The 15,585-nt window shown below is 72.9% G+C and carries 9 protein-coding genes and 1 pseudogene; 8 read left to right on the top strand and 2 right to left on the bottom strand.

The window, feature by feature from the left end; all coding sequences use genetic code 11:
* Positions 1-75 precede the first annotated feature (75 nt).
* The 3 genes and pseudogenes from ACWC9T_RS37190 to ACWC9T_RS37180 all read left to right on the top strand — a co-directional run.
* Positions 76-1,191, top strand: a pseudogene (locus ACWC9T_RS37190) (FAD-dependent oxidoreductase); the annotation flags it as partial.
* Positions 1,192-1,361: 170 nt separating this feature from the next.
* A complete protein-coding gene (locus ACWC9T_RS37185) occupies positions 1,362-2,090 on the top strand; it encodes a hypothetical protein (protein WP_449825469.1) in 729 nt (242 codons plus the stop codon).
* Between the two features lie 64 nt (positions 2,091-2,154).
* Positions 2,155-2,325 (top strand): hypothetical protein, encoded by a 171-nt coding sequence (locus ACWC9T_RS37180; protein ID WP_449825468.1) that lies wholly within the window; start codon positions 2,155-2,157, stop codon positions 2,323-2,325.
* An 81-nt stretch (positions 2,326-2,406) separates the two neighbouring features.
* Here the strand turns inward: ACWC9T_RS37180 and ACWC9T_RS37175 are convergent, their stop codons facing one another.
* Positions 2,407-3,621, bottom strand: coding sequence for an alpha/beta hydrolase family protein (locus tag ACWC9T_RS37175; RefSeq protein WP_449825467.1), 1,215 nt, complete (start codon positions 3,619-3,621; stop codon positions 2,407-2,409).
* Positions 3,622-3,753: 132 nt separating this feature from the next.
* On the opposite strand from ACWC9T_RS37175, the gene ACWC9T_RS37170 reads away from it, so the two are divergent.
* Together ACWC9T_RS37170 and ACWC9T_RS37165 are read left to right on the top strand one after the other, a co-directional pair.
* On the top strand, positions 3,754-4,221 hold the full coding sequence (locus ACWC9T_RS37170) for an AAA family ATPase (protein ID WP_449825466.1): 468 nt from the start codon (positions 3,754-3,756) through the stop codon (positions 4,219-4,221).
* Positions 4,222-4,281: 60 nt separating this feature from the next.
* On the top strand, positions 4,282-6,090 hold the full coding sequence (locus ACWC9T_RS37165) for a CocE/NonD family hydrolase (protein WP_449825465.1): 1,809 nt from the start codon (positions 4,282-4,284) through the stop codon (positions 6,088-6,090).
* 275 nt (positions 6,091-6,365) lie between these two features.
* Here the strand turns inward: ACWC9T_RS37165 and ACWC9T_RS37160 are convergent, their stop codons facing one another.
* A complete protein-coding gene (locus tag ACWC9T_RS37160) occupies positions 6,366-9,542 on the bottom strand; it encodes a putative bifunctional diguanylate cyclase/phosphodiesterase (RefSeq protein ID WP_449825464.1) in 3,177 nt (1,058 codons plus the stop codon).
* A gap of 152 nt (positions 9,543-9,694) precedes the next feature.
* On the opposite strand from ACWC9T_RS37160, the gene ACWC9T_RS37155 reads away from it, so the two are divergent.
* The 3 genes from ACWC9T_RS37155 to ACWC9T_RS37145 all read left to right on the top strand — a co-directional run bounded on the left by ACWC9T_RS37155 (position 9,695) and on the right by ACWC9T_RS37145 (position 15,484).
* A complete protein-coding gene (locus ACWC9T_RS37155) occupies positions 9,695-13,048 on the top strand; it encodes an amino acid adenylation domain-containing protein (protein WP_449825463.1) in 3,354 nt (1,117 codons plus the stop codon).
* A gap of 47 nt (positions 13,049-13,095) precedes the next feature.
* Positions 13,096-13,800 carry a leucyl/phenylalanyl-tRNA--protein transferase gene (locus ACWC9T_RS37150; protein ID WP_449825462.1) on the top strand — a complete coding sequence of 235 codons (705 nt, stop codon included), beginning with the start codon at positions 13,096-13,098 and terminating at the stop codon, positions 13,798-13,800.
* Positions 13,801-13,867: 67 nt separating this feature from the next.
* Entirely contained in the window at positions 13,868-15,484 is a 1,617-nt protein-coding gene (locus ACWC9T_RS37145) for a hypothetical protein (protein ID WP_449825461.1), read from the top strand.
* The last annotated feature ends 101 nt before the right edge of the window (positions 15,485-15,585 follow it).

Below are 15,585 nucleotides of genomic sequence, written 5' to 3'. Positions count from 1 at the left end.
CCAAAGCCCCCCCCACAACACACCCCCACAAACCAAAACACCCGCCCGCCGCCCCCCCCCCCCCCCCCCCCCCACGGCTGTGCCGACCTGGTCTCGATGGCCCGCCCGCTGCTCGCCGACGCCGACTTCGTCGCCAAGGCGCGCGACGACCGCGCCGACGCCATCAACACCTGCATCGGCTGCAACCAGGCCTGCCTGGACCACACCTTCAGCCTTCAGATCACCTCCTGCCTGGTGAACCCCCGCGCCTGCCACGAGACCGAACTCGTGCTCTCCGCCACCACGTCGCGCAAGCGCATCGGCGTCGTCGGAGCCGGACCAGCCGGGCTCGCGTTCGCCGTCTCCGCCGCCGAACGCGGCCACGACGTCACCCTGTTCGACGCCGCCGAGAGCGTCGGCGGGCAGCTGAACATCGCCCGCCGCATCCCCGGCAAGGAGGAGTTCAACGAGACGCTGCGCTACTACCGCACCCGGCTGGCCGAGTTGGCCGTCACCCAGCGCCTCGGCGCCGTCGTGACCGCCGAGCAGCTCGCCGCCGAGGGCTTCGAGGAGATCGTCCTCGCGACCGGCGTCACGCCCCGAACTCCCGTTGACATCCCGGGAATCGACCACCCCAGCGTGCTCGGCTACCTGGACGTGCTGCGTGACGGCGCCGCCGTCGGCGAGCGGGTCGCCATCCTCGGCGCGGGCGGGATCGGCTTCGACGTGGCCGAGTTCCTCACCGACCAGGGCGATGAGGCCAGCCTCAACCCGCCGGTGTTCCAGGCCAAGTGGGGCATCGACCCGGAGTACCGCGAGCGTGGCGGACTCCGCACCCCCGAGCGTCCGAAGCCCCCGCGCAGCGTCCACCTGCTGCAGCGCAAGACGACCAAGGTCGGCGCCGGGCTCGGCAAGACCACCGGTTGGATCCACCGCACCGAGCTCAAGCACCGCGGCGTCGCCATGGTCGCCGGCGCGAGCTACGACCTGATCGACGACGCAGGGCTGCACTTCACCGTCGACGGCGAGCGCCAACTCCTGCCGGTGGACACCGTGGTGCTCTGTACCGGCCAGGAGCCGCGCCGTGACCTGTACGAGGCGCTGCGCGAGCGCGGCGTGGCGGTACACCTGATCGGCGGCGCCGACGTGGCCGCCGAGCTGGACGCCAAGCGGGCGATCAAGCAGGGCACCGAGCTGGCCGCGAGCATCTGACCCCAGGTGGCCGGGCCACCACCCGGCGTGCCGGGCCCGCAGCGCACCGCGCTGCGGGCCCGGCCGTACCCCGGTCCGACCTGGGGCGGATCCGCGCCCGCGCGCCCCGCCCGGCCCCCGGTGGGACACTGGTGCCCTGTCCCTACCCGAACTCTCGACCGGGGGCCGGCATGTCCCTCCCGAGACCTCTCCACGCCCTCACCGCCGCGATCCTCGTCGCGGCGGCCGCCCTGGGGCCGGCCCAGCTGGCATCGGCGGCACCCGCTCAGGACCTCCCCTCCGCCGACCAGCTGAAGTCGGCGCTGCTCACCGAGAACGACCTCGGCCCCGACTACATCGAGGTCCCCTCCACCGAGAGCCCCGGCCCGAGCGAGAACCCCACCCCCGTCAGCGGCTGCGACGCGCTCAGCGCCCTGGTCAACATGAACGCCACCGCGCCCGACCCCACCACTCCGCGCGCCGAGACCGAACTGGACGGCCCGGACGGCAACCCGATGGTGACCCAGTCCCTCACCGCCGAGGACTCCGACGAGCTCACCACCGACTTCACCACCGCCACGGAAGCGTTCAAGACCTGCCACACCCTCACCTTCAACGCCGGCACCACGGACTCGGTGACCTTCACCGTCACCCCCGTCACCCTCGGCGACCGCCCCGACGCCCCCGCCGTCCGCCTCGACGGAACCCTCGCCGGCGTCCAACTCAACGCCTACATCGGCATCGAGCGCTTCGGCACCGTCGACATGGCCTTCGGCTTCTTCCAATGCGGGGGCAGCGACTCCCAGGCCGCCTCGATGCAGTACCGCACCGCCGTCGCCAAGGTCGAGCGCACCCTCGGCACCACCGCGGGCAGCACCACCCCGCCCACGGCCGTGGCGACGGCGGGGATGTCCGTCTGACCGCACCCCTGGGTGAAGGGCAAGCCGCGGCCCCCAGGCGACGCCCGAGCAGGGGCTGTACGCGATGGACCGGATGATCGCGTTGGCCCAGTTCGGCCAGCAGGACTACGAGCGGATCGGCACGCTGTTCGCCGACTACACGCCGGACGAGACCGCGGTGACCGCCGACTGGTTCACCCGGGCGCGGGTGGTCCTGGCCGAGTCCCTGGACGAGATCCGCGCCGAGACCCCGTAGCGGCGCGAAGCGCGGAAAGCCCCTGGTGCCCGGCCGCCGCCGAGTGCCAGGGCTTTCCCGTAGGTCCCGCCCGCAGCCGACCTACGGAATGAACTTCACCTCCGGGAAGCGCGGCGAAGGCCCGTCCAGCAGGTGCCCGCGCCGGTGGCGCAGGTGCAGGTCGAAGAAGGCGAGCGGGTAGGCCTGCTGGATGAGGATCCCGCGCCCGGGGTCGAGGGTGCCGACCTGCTGCTGGATCTGCTGCTCGCTCATCCCGAGCAGCTTTCCCGCCTGCGGGATCAGCGTCATGTTGTCCCCGTACGAGTTGTGGACGGCGCCGTCGGCCTGGATGGTGCGCCGCCAGCCGCGCAGGTGGGTCCAGAAGGTCTCGGCGTCCGATCCCGGGGTGCGGGGCCAGACGGCGGTCATCATCAGGAACGGCCGGTCGAGGTCGGTGGTGATGGTCGGGATCATCGGCCCGTCGAGGCTCAGTCCGGCCCGGACGCGCGGGTCGACGACCGTCGTCTGGGCGGTGACGCTGCCGCCCTTCGACCAGCCGAACATGCCGATGCGCTGCGGGTCGAGGGCGCCGAGCAGGCCCTCGGGCAGCTCGCGGCGGTCGGCGTCGGGGTTGCGGCCGACGGCGAGGTCCTCCACGCAGTCGAGCACGAAACGGAAGTCCGGGATGTAGGCGCGCACACCCGTGTCGACCTTCGGGTCCCTGGAGGGGGTGACTGCCGGGCTGTCGGGGAACTGGGTGAAGGCGTCGTGGGGGAGGTCGACGGTGACCACGACGTAGCCGTGGCTGGCGAGCTCCTGGACGGTGATCGTGTGGTCGCCGCGGTGGCTGTGCGCGCCGTGCGCGTAGACGACGACGGGCAGCCGGTGGCCGCTGCGGTGGACGGGCGCGCCCACGTGCCCGGAGGTGAGCGGGGCGAGGGCGAGCGGGAGGGGGAAGCCGACATCGTCGAGGAAGAGCTGCATCGGGCCGTCGGCCAACCAGGGTGCGAGCGGGAAGTCGTCCGCCTGCCGGGCCGGGTACCAGACGCTCGCCATCAGCTCGCGGTATCGGCCGGCCCCGGCGGCCGGGTCCGGCCGGGAGGTGTCGCGCAGGTGCAGGGCGACGGTGCCGACGGGGTGCGGGCCGGTGGGCGCGGGCAGGGTGAGCCGGGCGGGAGCGGTTGTCGGCGAAGCGGGCGAGGAGGCCCAGGAGGTGGAGGCCAGGCCGAGCGGGGCGGCTGCGCCCAAGGCCAGGGTGGCACCCAGCATGCGACGGCGGGTCAGTCCGTTTGAACCGGTGAACGGCGTGGTGTCCATGCGCGGAACGGTGTCACGCGGCGCGGGCGGGCGGCATCAGTCCGCCGATTGATCTCCCGGCCGCGCGCATTGGCCCACGGGTTTACATCGCCAGGCTGATGCGGGCGCCGGGCCAACGGCTACCCTCCGGGTATGGCAGAGCGATTGAGCACCGTGGTGCTGATGTGCGGCCTCCCGGGCGCGGGCAAGACCACCTACGCCAAGGAGTTGGAGCGGCGCGGCTACGTCCGGCTCTCCATCGACGAGGTCGTCTGGCAGCGGATCGGGCAGCGCGACGCGGGACGGGTGCTGGAGCCGGCGGCCTTCGACCGGCTGAAGGATCAGATCCGGGACGAACAGCGCCTGGAGCTGGTCGAGTTGATGACCACCGGCCGCGATGTCGTGGTGGATCGCGCTCACCACCACCCCATATCCGATGCCGCCAATCGATGCGGACACCGTAGGGCCGGTGTGCGGGTTGCCGCCGCCGAAAACCGACTTCTGCCCGGGATCGTCCGGACCGCTGCTCGGCGCCAGTCCGCCTCCGCGAAGCGCCCGGTCTCAGGTTCACTCGTTCAGGTTGTATCTGATGTGACGTCAGCCAATTCGCTCCTTTCGTGATCAGGATGCAGGGCGGCGCCCGTTCGGGGCGTCCCTGGTGTTCTGGAAAGGGTGGTTCGTATGACCTCTGCAAGCGGAGAGCCGATTCCGTCGATCACGGACGCGACACTCGACGACATTGCCAGCAACGGCATCTGGGCCGGTGCGGGCCTCGACATCAACCCGGCGGCCCTCGACGTGGCCAGGGCCCTGCTCGCGGCGCTCCGGGGCGAGGCGGGAGTCGCGCTTCCGCCGGAGCTGGCGCAGTTGGTGGCCGACGTCCGCCAGCGCGTCACGATCGAGGTTCAGGGCATCCCGGCGGACGGGATCCGACTCTCGGCGCTCACGGTCAAGCTGAACGGCTCGGACCCGCGGCCGCTCGTGGTCATGCCCGCCGGCTGGAACCCGTACGGCTGGCTGCCGTTCATGTACTCCTACCTCACGCTGGCGTCACGCGGCTACCACGTGCTGGCCTACACCCCGCGCGGCATCGGCAAGCCGGGGTGGTTCTCCACCTCCGAGGGCTACGTCGACGTCGCCGGGCCCGAAGACTGGGCCGACGGATCGGCGGTGCTCGACTTCGCCGAGCAGTACTTCGACCCGAGCCGGATCGGCTTCCTCGGCGAGTCCTACGGCTCCGGGATCAGCCAGCTGGTCGCCGCGCACGACCGGGCCAACCGCGTCTCCGCCGTGGTCGCGCTGAGCACCTGGGGCAACCTGGCCACCAGCCTGTACGACAACGGCACCCGGCACACCGCGGCCGTGGACGCGCTGATCGCCTTCACTGGCGGCGAGGAGGCGGAGAAGTTCGACCCGGAGACCCGGGAGATCCTCGACGACTTCCGGGCGGGTCGGAACCTCGACAGGGTGGTGGAGTGGGGCACCAAGCGGGCCCCGGAGTCCTACGTGGACATCACCAACGGGCGGGGCATCCCGACCTTCGTCTCCAACACCTGGCACGAGAGCCTGTTCCCGGCCGGCCAGACGATCAATACCTTCGACAAGCTCACCGTGCCGAAGCACCTGAACATGTGGATCGGCGACCACGGCGCCCCCGAGGGCTCCGGCCTGGCCGGGCTGATCGGCGGCCTGCCCTTCCCCGGGCTGAAGGTGCCGATGCAGGAGGCGTACGACTGGCTGGACCACTTCCTGCTCGGTGTCGACAACGAGGTGACAAGCTGGCCGCAGGTGAACAACCAGGTCATGTTCACCTACCAGACCAAGCCGGTCCCCGGACTCGGCAACCGGATCACGGTCCCGGCCCGCCGCGAGCCGAGCGCTTTGTTGAGCGACGTCACCACCAGCATCGAGACCTGGTACCTGAACGGCAACGGCGGCAACGGCGACGGCACGCTGACCGACAAGCAGGCCGCCGGCTGGAGCCGCAGCTTCACCGCCGGCCACGAGACTGCCGCCACCGCGATGGACGACATCATGAAGACCGGCCAGAAGGAGTGGTTCGGCAACCCCAAGTCCTATGACCTGGCCGGGTTCGAGCGGCCCCGGCTGGTCGTCTGGGCCACCGAGCCGCTGACCGGTACGGGCGGCGTGGCCCGGCGGATCCGCGGCACGGCGTCGGTGCGGCTCACCGTCCGCAACAGCGAGAAGGGCGCCACCCTGGTCGGCTACCTCTTCGACGTCGCCCCGGACGGTACGGCGCGGATCATCACCCACGAGCCGTTCACCGTCGCCGACCTGGCCCCCAACCAGGACGAGACGGTCAGTTGGAGCCTGCAGCCCGCCGCCTACGACCTGCCGGACGGCCACCGCCTCGCTCTGGTCGTCAACAGCCGCGACAAGCTGTACGCCTTCACCGGCAAAGTGGACAGCACCGCCACCATCAGCTCCCCGAGCGGAGACGAAGCCGCCCTGGAGCTGCCGCTCGGCTGATCGGCCCCCCGCCCGCAAGCGCCGCCGGCCCGCCGCTCCCCGGCGGCGGGCCAGCCGTGTGGCTGCGGCCGGTCAGCGTGCCCGAGGTACCTACCCTGCTCACCGCCAATCGGCGGACGAACCGCCTCCGCGCGGGTGTCGTCGGGGCCGCGACCGGTACGGACTGCTACCAAAGCCGCGGCCTGCCCTGGGGACGCCGCCGCGTGGGAGGCGGCCGTCAGTCCTCGGTCGGGATGAGGATCACCAGGGGTGCGCTGACCTGGCCGGACGGGGCCTCAGGCGGGTTCGAACGTCGTGTTCCGCACCAGTGCCCGCGCCTGCGGCCCGTCCATCGGGTGCGCGAACAGGTACCCCTGCCCCAGCGGGCACCCCATGGCCGCGAGCAGGTCGCGCTGGTCGGGGTGTTCGATGCCCTCGGCGATGACCCGGACGTTGAGCGTGTCGGCGATCCGGGCGATGCCCTCGACCAGGGCGTACTGCTGGGCGGAGCGGCCGAGGCCGTCGATGAAGGACTTGTCGATCTTCAGGATGGAGATCGGGAACTCCCGCAGGTACGACAGTGACGAGTAGCCGGTGCCGAAGTCGTCGATGGCGAGGCCGACGCCGAGGTCGCCGAGGGTCGCCATGTCGGCGCGCAGGCGGTCGTCGCGGCGCATCAGGACGGACTCGGTGAGCTCCAGGACCAGGGTGTGCGGGTCAATCCCGGAGGTGTCCAGCGCGTGGTGGACGACCTCCATGAAGCCGGCGTCGCGGAACTGGCGGGCGGAGACGTTGACGTTGACCCGCAGCGGGGGCCGTCCGGCGGCGGCGCGGGCGGCGGAGCTGGCGGCGTGCCAGGCGGCGGCCTCCTGGGCGGCGCGTTCCAGGACCCAGGCGCCGAGCGGGACGATCTGGCCGCTCTCCTCGGCGAGGGCGATGAACTCGTCGGGCAGCACCATGCCGCGCCGGTCGTGCGGCCAGCGGACCAGGGCCTCGAAGCCGACCAGGTCGCCCGTGCTCAGGTCGACGATCGGCTGGTAGTACAGCTGGAAGGCCGATTCCGCGATGGCCAGGTCCAGGTTCTCGTTCAGCTCGTGCCGCTCGACCAGCCCGGCCTGCAGGGCGGGCTGGTAGTGGCACCACTGGCGGCGCCCGGCCGCCTTGGCCGAGTAGAGCGCGAGGTCGGCGTGGGTGAGCAGTTCGGCCGCGTCCACGCTGTCCTCGGTGGTCGCCACGCCGATGCTGGCGCTGACCCGGACCGCGCCCGCGCTGAGCTTGAACGGCTCGGCGAACACCGCCAGCACCCCGGCCGCGACGGTGTCCACGTCGGTGGGGCAGAGCGCGTCCTCGACCAGCACCGCGAACTCGTCGCCGCCGAGCCGGGCGGCGGTGTCCGAGCTGCGCAGCGCGGTGGAGATCCGCAGCGAGACGGCGACCAGCAGTTCGTCGCCGACCGCGTGGCCCTGGGTGTCGTTGACCACCTTGAAGTCGTCCAGGTCGATGAAGAGCACCCCGGTGACGGCCCCGCTGCGCTCGCCGCGGGAGAGCGCGTGGCCGACCCGGTCCTGGAACAGCACCCGGTTGGCGAGGCCGGTCAGCGAGTCGTGGAAGGCCCGGTGGGTCAGCTCGCGCTCCATCTGGCGCTGCTCGGTCACGTCGCGCAGGGTGAGCACCAGGCCGCCGACGGTCGGGTCCTCGCGCAGGTCGGTGTAGCGGACCTCGACCTCGATCGGGGTGTGGTCTTGGCGCAGCAGTCGCCAGTGCTCGCGCGGCTGGTCGCCCCGGGGCGGGTCGGCCGGGCCGCGCATCCGGGCCAGTGCCTTGCCGACGGCCCGGCTGTCCTCGGGCGGGACGAGGTCGGTGAGCAGGGTGCCGTCCAGGCTCGGGCAGCCGAGCACCCGCTCGGCGGAGGAGGAGGCGTAACGCACGCCGTCGTCCTCGTCGAGGATCAGGATGACGTCGCTGGCGTTCTGCACCAGGGTGCGGAAGTACAGCTCGCTGTTGCGCCGGGTGACCTCCTGGCTCAGCACCACCCGCTCGACGGCCAGCGCGGCCTGGGCGGCCAGGATCTCCAGGGAGCCCCAGAGGCTGGTCAGCTCCTGCTCGGTGCCGGTGACCACCAGTGCGCCGATCACCGGGTCGCCGGAGGGCCGCTCGGCCAGGGTGAGCGGGCAGACCAGGGTGTAGGGCATCCGGCCCAGGTGGTCGGGGAGGTTGACGGACCCGACGGGCAGCAGCCGGGTCTCGCGGTCGGCGGCGAGGGCGAGCACCTCGTCGTCGGCGTCCGACGGCGCGGGGTGGTGGTGCGCCGGATCCTGCCCGGCGTGCCGCACGTGCAGCACGCCCGACCCGGCCCCCGGCCCGCCCCCCGACCCGGCGCCGGACTCGGTGACGGCGAGCAGGGCGACGTGCCCGGGCTCGGAGGGCATCAGTGCGCAGGCGGCGGACTGGACGGCGTCCGCGACCTCCGGCACGGTGACGGCCGCCGTGAGCCGGGCGCCCGCCTCGCGCAGCGCCCGTTCCCGGGCCGCCGCCTGGCGTCGGGCGACCACGACGACGGCCAGCCGGGCCAGCACCAGCAGGTAGAGAAGGGCGGAGAAGGCGCCGATCACGCCCGCGTTGCTGGTGTTCCCGGCCAGTGACTCGATGATCAGGATGGCGGGCGCGATGAGCGAGGCGAGGGCGAGCAGGGCGAGCCGGGAGGCGGAGAGGTCCGGCTGCTGGGTGGGGACCGGTCTGGTCAGCTCGACCATCGAGGGGTGCAGCGCGGCCGCGCCCCAGGCGGTGTAGAAGGCGGCCCAGCCGAGCTCCACGCCGGTGCCGATCTGCCAGGTGCCGTGCAGTTGGATCAGCCCGTAGAGGATGTCCGAGGTGAGCAGGCCGAGGGCGCCGACGGTGAGCAGCCGCAGCGAGCGGGAGTTGCCGCCGCGCGGGGTCAACAGCCGCAGCAGCAGGGCGAGCACGACCACGTCGCCGAGCGGGTAGGCGATCGAGACGGCCTTCTGGAACCAGGTGAGGTCCGGGTTCCGGGCGTACGGGAGGATCAGGTAGATCCAGACCAGCAGGGCGAGGCCGAGGGTGATGATCAGCGCGTCCAGCAGTCCGGCGCGGTCCTGACGGGCCGTTCGCCAGCGGATGAAGCCGAGCAGGCCGACCGCGTACAGCAGGAACTCGGCGAGGTAGAAGCCGTCGGCGACGGACGGGAACGGGTTGTTGAGGTGCAGGATGTCGAGTTGGAGGGCCTGCACCGCCTCGCCCGTGGTGAAGCTCAGGTTGGCCAGCGCCAGGACGTACCAGAACAGCGGGTGCCGGGGGTGGTTGAGCCGCACGCCGACCACGATGGCGGCGACGCCGCCCAGGCCCGTGCTCGTCCACCAGATGATCCGCAGACCCGGGTCGGCGAAGTAGATGCCGGTGAACAGCACCATCCAGAGCAGGTAACAGGCCATCAGGCGTTGTCGCCGGCGAGTCAACGAGGCTACCTCCTGCACGACATCACCCCGCCGGTCGGGCGGGGGAGTTCGGGCGAGGGCGGACTGTGCGCCAATGGATCAGCGGGTGGATCGGCCCACGGACGACCGTCGTCCGGCGATTTTTCGCAACGGACGTTCTCGGGGGGCCGTGAGTGCGTATAGTCGGAAATGTCGCACCTCCCAGCATTCTGCCGCTTCAGCGCGAGGTCAAGCCGGTGGACGACGCAGCCGACAGCGCACAAGGCGTACGAACGGATGTGGGCTCCGGACGTCACACCGTGGTGCAGAACGATGACGGCCAGTACGCGATCTGGCCCGGGGACTTGACCCTGCCGGGCGGCTGGCGCCCGGTGTACGGGCCGGCCGGGCGGGCCGAGTGCCGGGCCTGGGTGGAACGGGACTGGCGGGGGACGGAGACTCCGGCGGCCCGGGCGGGGTTCGCACAGACGGTGCACGGGCTGTTCCGGGCGCGGGCGGCGCACGACCCGGAGGCGGTCGCGGTGGTGGGCGAGGGGGCGGGCCAGGAAACCACACTCAGTTACCGCGAGTTGGACGAGCGCAGCGACCGGTTGGCGGGAGCGCTGCGGGCGCGCGGGGTGGAGACGGGGCAGGTGGTACCGGTCTGCCTGGGGCGAAGTCCGGAGCTGGTGGTGGCCTGGCTCGGGGTGCTCAAGGCGGGTGGGGCGTTCCTGCCGCTGGACCCGGCGCACCCGGAGCGGCGGCTCGCGGGGCTGGTGGCGGACTGCGGGGCCCGGGTGGCGGTCACGGACGGTCGCGCATTCGACGGCGTGGAGTCGCTGGGGCCGGATACCGCCGGGGAGTCGGTCCCGGACGACGGCGCCACCCCGGACGATCTCGCCTACCTGATCTACACCTCCGGCACCACCGGCCGGCCCAAGGGCGTCCCGGTCACCCACCGTTCGCTGGTGTTCACCCTCGACCGGGTGGTCCACGCCTACGGTCTGGTGCCCGGCGAGCGGGTGCTGCAACTTGCCGCGCTGGGGGCGGACACCGCGCTGGAGCAGGTGTTCTCCGCGCTGCTCCCCGGGGCCGCGGTGGTCCTCGGCGGCGAGGGCGGGACCTGGGCGCCCACCGAGCTCGTCCGGCGACTGCCCCGGCTCGGCCTGGCCGTCGCCGACTTCACGCCCGCGTACTGGCACCACCTGCTCGACCTGCTGCCGCCCGGCGGCCCCGGACCGGAGGGCCTGCGGCTGGTGGTGGTCGGCGGGGATGTGGTGCACGCCGATGACTGCCGCACCTGCCTGCACCGGCTGCCGGGGGTGCGGCTGCTCCACGCGTACGGCGTCACCGAGGCCGCCGTGACCTCCCTGCTCTGCGAGGTCACCCCGGACCTGCTGGACACCCCGACCTCCCCGGTGCCGATCGGTCGGCCGATGCCCGGCGTCCGGGTGCACGTGCTGGACGAACGGCTGCGGCCGGTCAGGCCCGGCGAGAAGGGCGAGATCCACCTCGGCGGGCCCGGCCTCGCCCGCGGCTACTGGCGGCAGGTCGGGCTCACCGCCGAGTCCTTCCTGCCCGACCCGTACGCGCCGATGCCGGGCGAGCGGATGTACCGCACCGGTGACGCCGGGCGCTGGCGGGCCGACGGGCGGCTGGAACTCCTCGGACGCTTCGACGACCAGGTGAAGGTGCGCGGACACCGGGTCGACCCGGCCGAGATCGAAGCCGTCCTGGCCGCCCACCCGGACGTGCGGCAGGCCAGGGTCGCCGCCGACGGCAGCGCTCCGGACGGCAGCCGGTCGCTCACCGCCTACTACACCCTCGGCGACCCGTCGCTGCGCCCCGAGCGGATCCGGGCGTTCCTCGCGGAGCGGTTGCCCGAGTACCTCGTCCCGGCGGAGTTCGTGCCGTTGGAGGCCATGCCGCTCACGGCGGCCGGGAAGGTCGACCGGCGCCAGCTGCCGCACGCCCCGGTGTGGGCGGCCACCACCGGAGAACCGGTTAGCGCCGAGCCGAGGACCGGAGAACCGAGGACCGGAGAGCCGAGCAGCGCAGAGCCGAGGACCGGAGAGCCGAGCAGCGCAGAGCCGAGCGCCGTGGAAGCTGCCGTCGGGCAGCTGTGGGCGGAGCTGCTCGGCGCCGAACTCGTCCGCCCCGACGACGACTTCTTCGTCCTCGGCGGCGCCTCGCTGCTCGCCATGGAGATGCTCGCCCGGGCGCGTCTGATGTTCGGCCTCGACGTCACCCACGTCCGCACCCTCACCCGGGCACTGCTCCGCTCGCCCGTGCTGCGCGAGTTCACGGCCGCGCTGCAGACCGCCCGCGCAGGCGGCGCCCAGTCCGGAGAGGCCGCCGTCGACTGGCACGCCGAGGCCCAACTCATCCACGCCGTCAAGCAGTCCTGGAGCCCGGCGCCCTGCCGGGTCGAGCCCGCCGAGATCCTGCTCACCGGTGCCACCGGCTTCTGCGGAGCCCACCTGCTGCGCGCCCTGCTCGCCACCACCAAGGCGCGCATCCACTGCCTGGTCCGCGCCCCGGACGAGGAACGCGCGATGGAGCGGCTGCGCGCCGCCCAGCAGCGCTTCCTGCGGCGCGACCTCGTGGACGCCCGGGTGGTGCCGCTGGTCGGCGACCTCACCGCCCCCGGGCTCGGCCTGACCTGCCATCAGTTCGACTGGCTGGCAGTACGCCTGGACGCGGTGTACCACCTCGGCGGGCTGGTCAACTTCCTCTACCCCTACCACCAGCTGCGCGCGCCCAACGTCGGCGGCACCCGGGAGATCGTCCGGCTCGCCGGACACAGCCGGGGCGTACCCGTGCACTACCTCTCCACCCTCGCCGTGCTCGCCGGGTTCGGCTCCGCCGGCGTCCGGGAGGTCACCGAACGCACCCCGCTCGCCCACCCCGAACGGCTCGGCGTCGGCTACGTCGAGAGCAAGTGGGTCGCCGAGCAGCTGCTGCACAACGCGGCGGGGGAAGGGCTGCCGGTCACCGTCCTGCGCACCAACGACGTCACCGGCGACCTCGCGGCCGGGGTGATGAACACCGGCACCGAACTCTGCGCGCTGATCAAGTACTTCGCCGACAGCGGCACCTACCCGGACGTGCGACTCCCGTTGGACTTCGTCCCGGCCGACCGCTTCAGCCGCGCGATCGCCCACATCGCCGCCCACGCACCCGCCGACGGCGAGGTCTACCACCTCACCTCACCCCAACCGGCCGGGCTCGACGACCTCGCGGACCGACTCCGGGCGCGCGGCCACCGGATCGCCGAACTGCCGTACGGGGACTGGGTGCAGCGCCTGGTCCGGTTCGTCGCCGCGCATCCGACCCACCCGATCACACCGTTCGTGCCGCTGTTCGTGGACCGTGCACCGGGGACGGAACTGTCCATCAGCGAGCTGTATTTCAAGCCGGTGTTCCCGCGGTTCGACCGGGCGAACGCGGAAGCGGCGCTGGAGGGGAGCGGGATCGAACTGCCGGACGTGGACGCCGGGTTGCTGGACCACTACCTGCGGCGACTGGAGGCGGAGGGGTTCCTCTGAGTGCCTTCGACCAGCTGGGCGCCCAACTCGGGCCCGGAGAGAGGCCGGTGGCCTTCGGCGGCACGCTCGGACCGGCGGAGCTGCTCGCGGCGTACCGGCGCGGTCTGTTCCCGCTGCCGGCGGCCGACGTGTACACCGGCGCGTACAACGAGGCGCTGTACGGAGAGGCGGTCGAGTCGGGCGAGCTGCCGGTGCTGCCCGGCGGGGAGGACCCGTACGCGCTGGCGTGGTGGTCGCCGGACCCAAGGCCGGTGCTGCGCCCCGACGACGTACGGCTGCCGCGCCGGCTCGCCCGGCAGCTGCGGGGCGCGGTGCGGTGGTCGACGACCGCCGACCGGGCCTTCGGCGCGGTGCTCGACGCCTGCACCGAAGGGCGCCAAACGACTTGGCTCACAGCGGAGTTGGCCGAAGCGCTGACAGAGCTGAACGCGCAGGGCGCGGCGCACAGCGTAGAGGTGTGGGAGGGGGAGGAGCTGGTCGGCGGGGTGTTCGGGGTGGCCGTCGGGTCGGTGCTGAGCCTGGACTCGATGTTCCACCGCCGCCCGGACGCCGCCCGGGTCGCGGTCGCCGACCTCGGGGCCCGGTTCGGCGCGGCGGGCGGGCGGCTGCTGGACGCCCAGTGGGACGGGCCGTACGTCCGCAGCCTCGGCGCGGAGCCGATGGCGCGCTCCCGCTACCTCGCCGAGCTGGCCGGGGCCGCGTCGACCGGCCCGCTGACGGGTGATCGGCTGCCTGTGACGCGGCTCCTCTGACCTGCGGTTTCGCACCGCCTTGGCCTGTCTTCGACAAACATATTCCTCGTCAGTAACATGACGTTGCGTGTTCAAAGCCTCGATAGGCAGGGCCGCGCCCACTGCCCTGCTCACCCTCATCCTCGCCGGAACGGCCGCGTGCGGGCCGACCGGCCCCGGCACCACCACCCCGCAGGCCGCCGTCGAACCGGCCGCCGCCACCAGCACTGCCGCGGGCACCAGCGCGACCGCCGCCGGGGGCAGCCCGGCCGCCGCCGCGGCCGGCGGCACTCCGCGCGCCCGCGCCGGAGCCCCGGCCTCGGCCAGCCCGTCCACGGGCACCGCGCAGGTCACCACCGCGCCGGCAGACGACAAGCAGGCCGCGATCGGCAGCCCGGGCAAGGACGGCGGCGCCGTCACGGCCGCCACCAAGGCCCTCCAGCTCACCGCGTACGACCCGGGGAAGGGCACGGCCGTCCTGACGGCCTCGGGCCCGACCGCCTCCCCGACGGCCTCGCCTTCGGCCGCTCCCTCGACGGCCGCCCCCTCGGCGTCCGTCACCTCGGCCGCTCCCTCGGCGTCCGTCACCTCGGCCGCTCCCTCGGCGTCCGCCACCGCGGCCCCCAGCGCGAGCGCCACCGCCGCGGCCGCCGCCGTCCAGCCCGGCCAGCTGATCGCCAGCCCGCCCACCGCCGCCGCGCCGCAGGGCGCGCTGGTCGCCGTCACCGCCGTCAACCAGGCCGCGGGCAACACCCTCAACCTGACCACCCGCCCGGCCACCCTCTCCGAGCTGCTCGGCAGCACCGAGGCGGACGGCCAGGTCCCGGTCGACGTCCACGGCATCAAGGTCACGCCGCTGGTCAAGGACCTCAAGGCGACCGTCGGCGCCGACCTCAACGGGGTGAAGGCGGACGCCTCCGGCACCCTGGAGGTCAACGTCAAGGCCCCCGTGCCGCTGCCCGAGGGCGCGAGCCTGGACGCCTCCGGCTCCCTCCAGTTGCACCCGGCCGTCCACTTCGCCTACCACGGCGCGCAGGCCGGCAGCCCGCGCACCGCGTCCATCGGCTTCGACCTGGGCGCCCACGCGCAGTGGAAGGTCACCGGCGACGTCGCCCGCAACACTGGAGCCGCGCCGATCCGGGTGCCCTTCGCCAAGCTGCAGGCCAGCCCGGTGCTGACCGTCGCGGGCCTGCCCGTGGTGGTCAACCTCGGCCTCACCTGCTACCTGGAGGTCAGCGCCGACGGCCAGGTCCACCTGGAGACCGAGCAGGACGCCGCCGGCACCTGGACCGTCCACGCCGACTACACCGGCGGCAAGGGCTGGACCTCGTCCACCAACGCCGACACCAAGGTCTCCCCGGTCCACGTCCGCCTCAACGGCAAGGCCGCCGTCCGCGCCGCCCTCGGCGCCGAGGTCAGCGTCGGCCTGTACGACACCGTCGGTGTCGAGGCCACTGTCGCCCCCTACCTGAGCGCCAAGGCGGAGGGCTCCCTCGCCGTGGACCTCCCCGGCAACGGTCCGCAGGTCCAGGGCAGTTGGGCCCTGGTCGGCGGCATCGACCTGAACGGCGCACTGACCGCCCACCTGAAGATCTTCGGCACCCCGATCATCGAGGGCAAGCTCCCGCTGCCGCCCTTCCACAAGGAATGGCCCCTGCTGACCGGCTCGGCGTCGCTGCCGGCCCCGCGCCCGAGCAGCACCTGATCGTTCATCACGCACTGAGTTCATAACGCACTGAGGAGTGGGATGGCTCGCTCTGCGGCACGACGCCGCGACCGACACCCTGGAGTTCGAGGACTCCACCG

The sequence above is a fragment of the Kitasatospora sp. NPDC001159 genome (assembly GCF_053598235.1).
This window is presented reverse-complemented; position numbering and strand designations above follow the sequence as displayed.

What these genes read in the sequence shown, in the direction of transcription:
- ACWC9T_RS37170 (WP_449825466.1), top strand. Translation starts at nt 3,754, where the DNA reads ATGGCAGAGCGATTGAGCACCGTGGTGCTGATGTGCGGCCTCCCGGGC.
- ACWC9T_RS37180 (WP_449825468.1), top strand. Translation starts at nt 2,155, where the DNA reads ATGGACCGGATGATCGCGTTGGCCCAGTTCGGCCAGCAGGACTACGAG.
- ACWC9T_RS37175 (WP_449825467.1), bottom strand. Translation starts at nt 3,621, where the DNA reads ATGGACACCACGCCGTTCACCGGTTCAAACGGACTGACCCGCCGTCGC.
- ACWC9T_RS37185 (WP_449825469.1), top strand. Translation starts at nt 1,362, where the DNA reads ATGTCCCTCCCGAGACCTCTCCACGCCCTCACCGCCGCGATCCTCGTC.
- ACWC9T_RS37165 (WP_449825465.1), top strand. Translation starts at nt 4,282, where the DNA reads ATGACCTCTGCAAGCGGAGAGCCGATTCCGTCGATCACGGACGCGACA.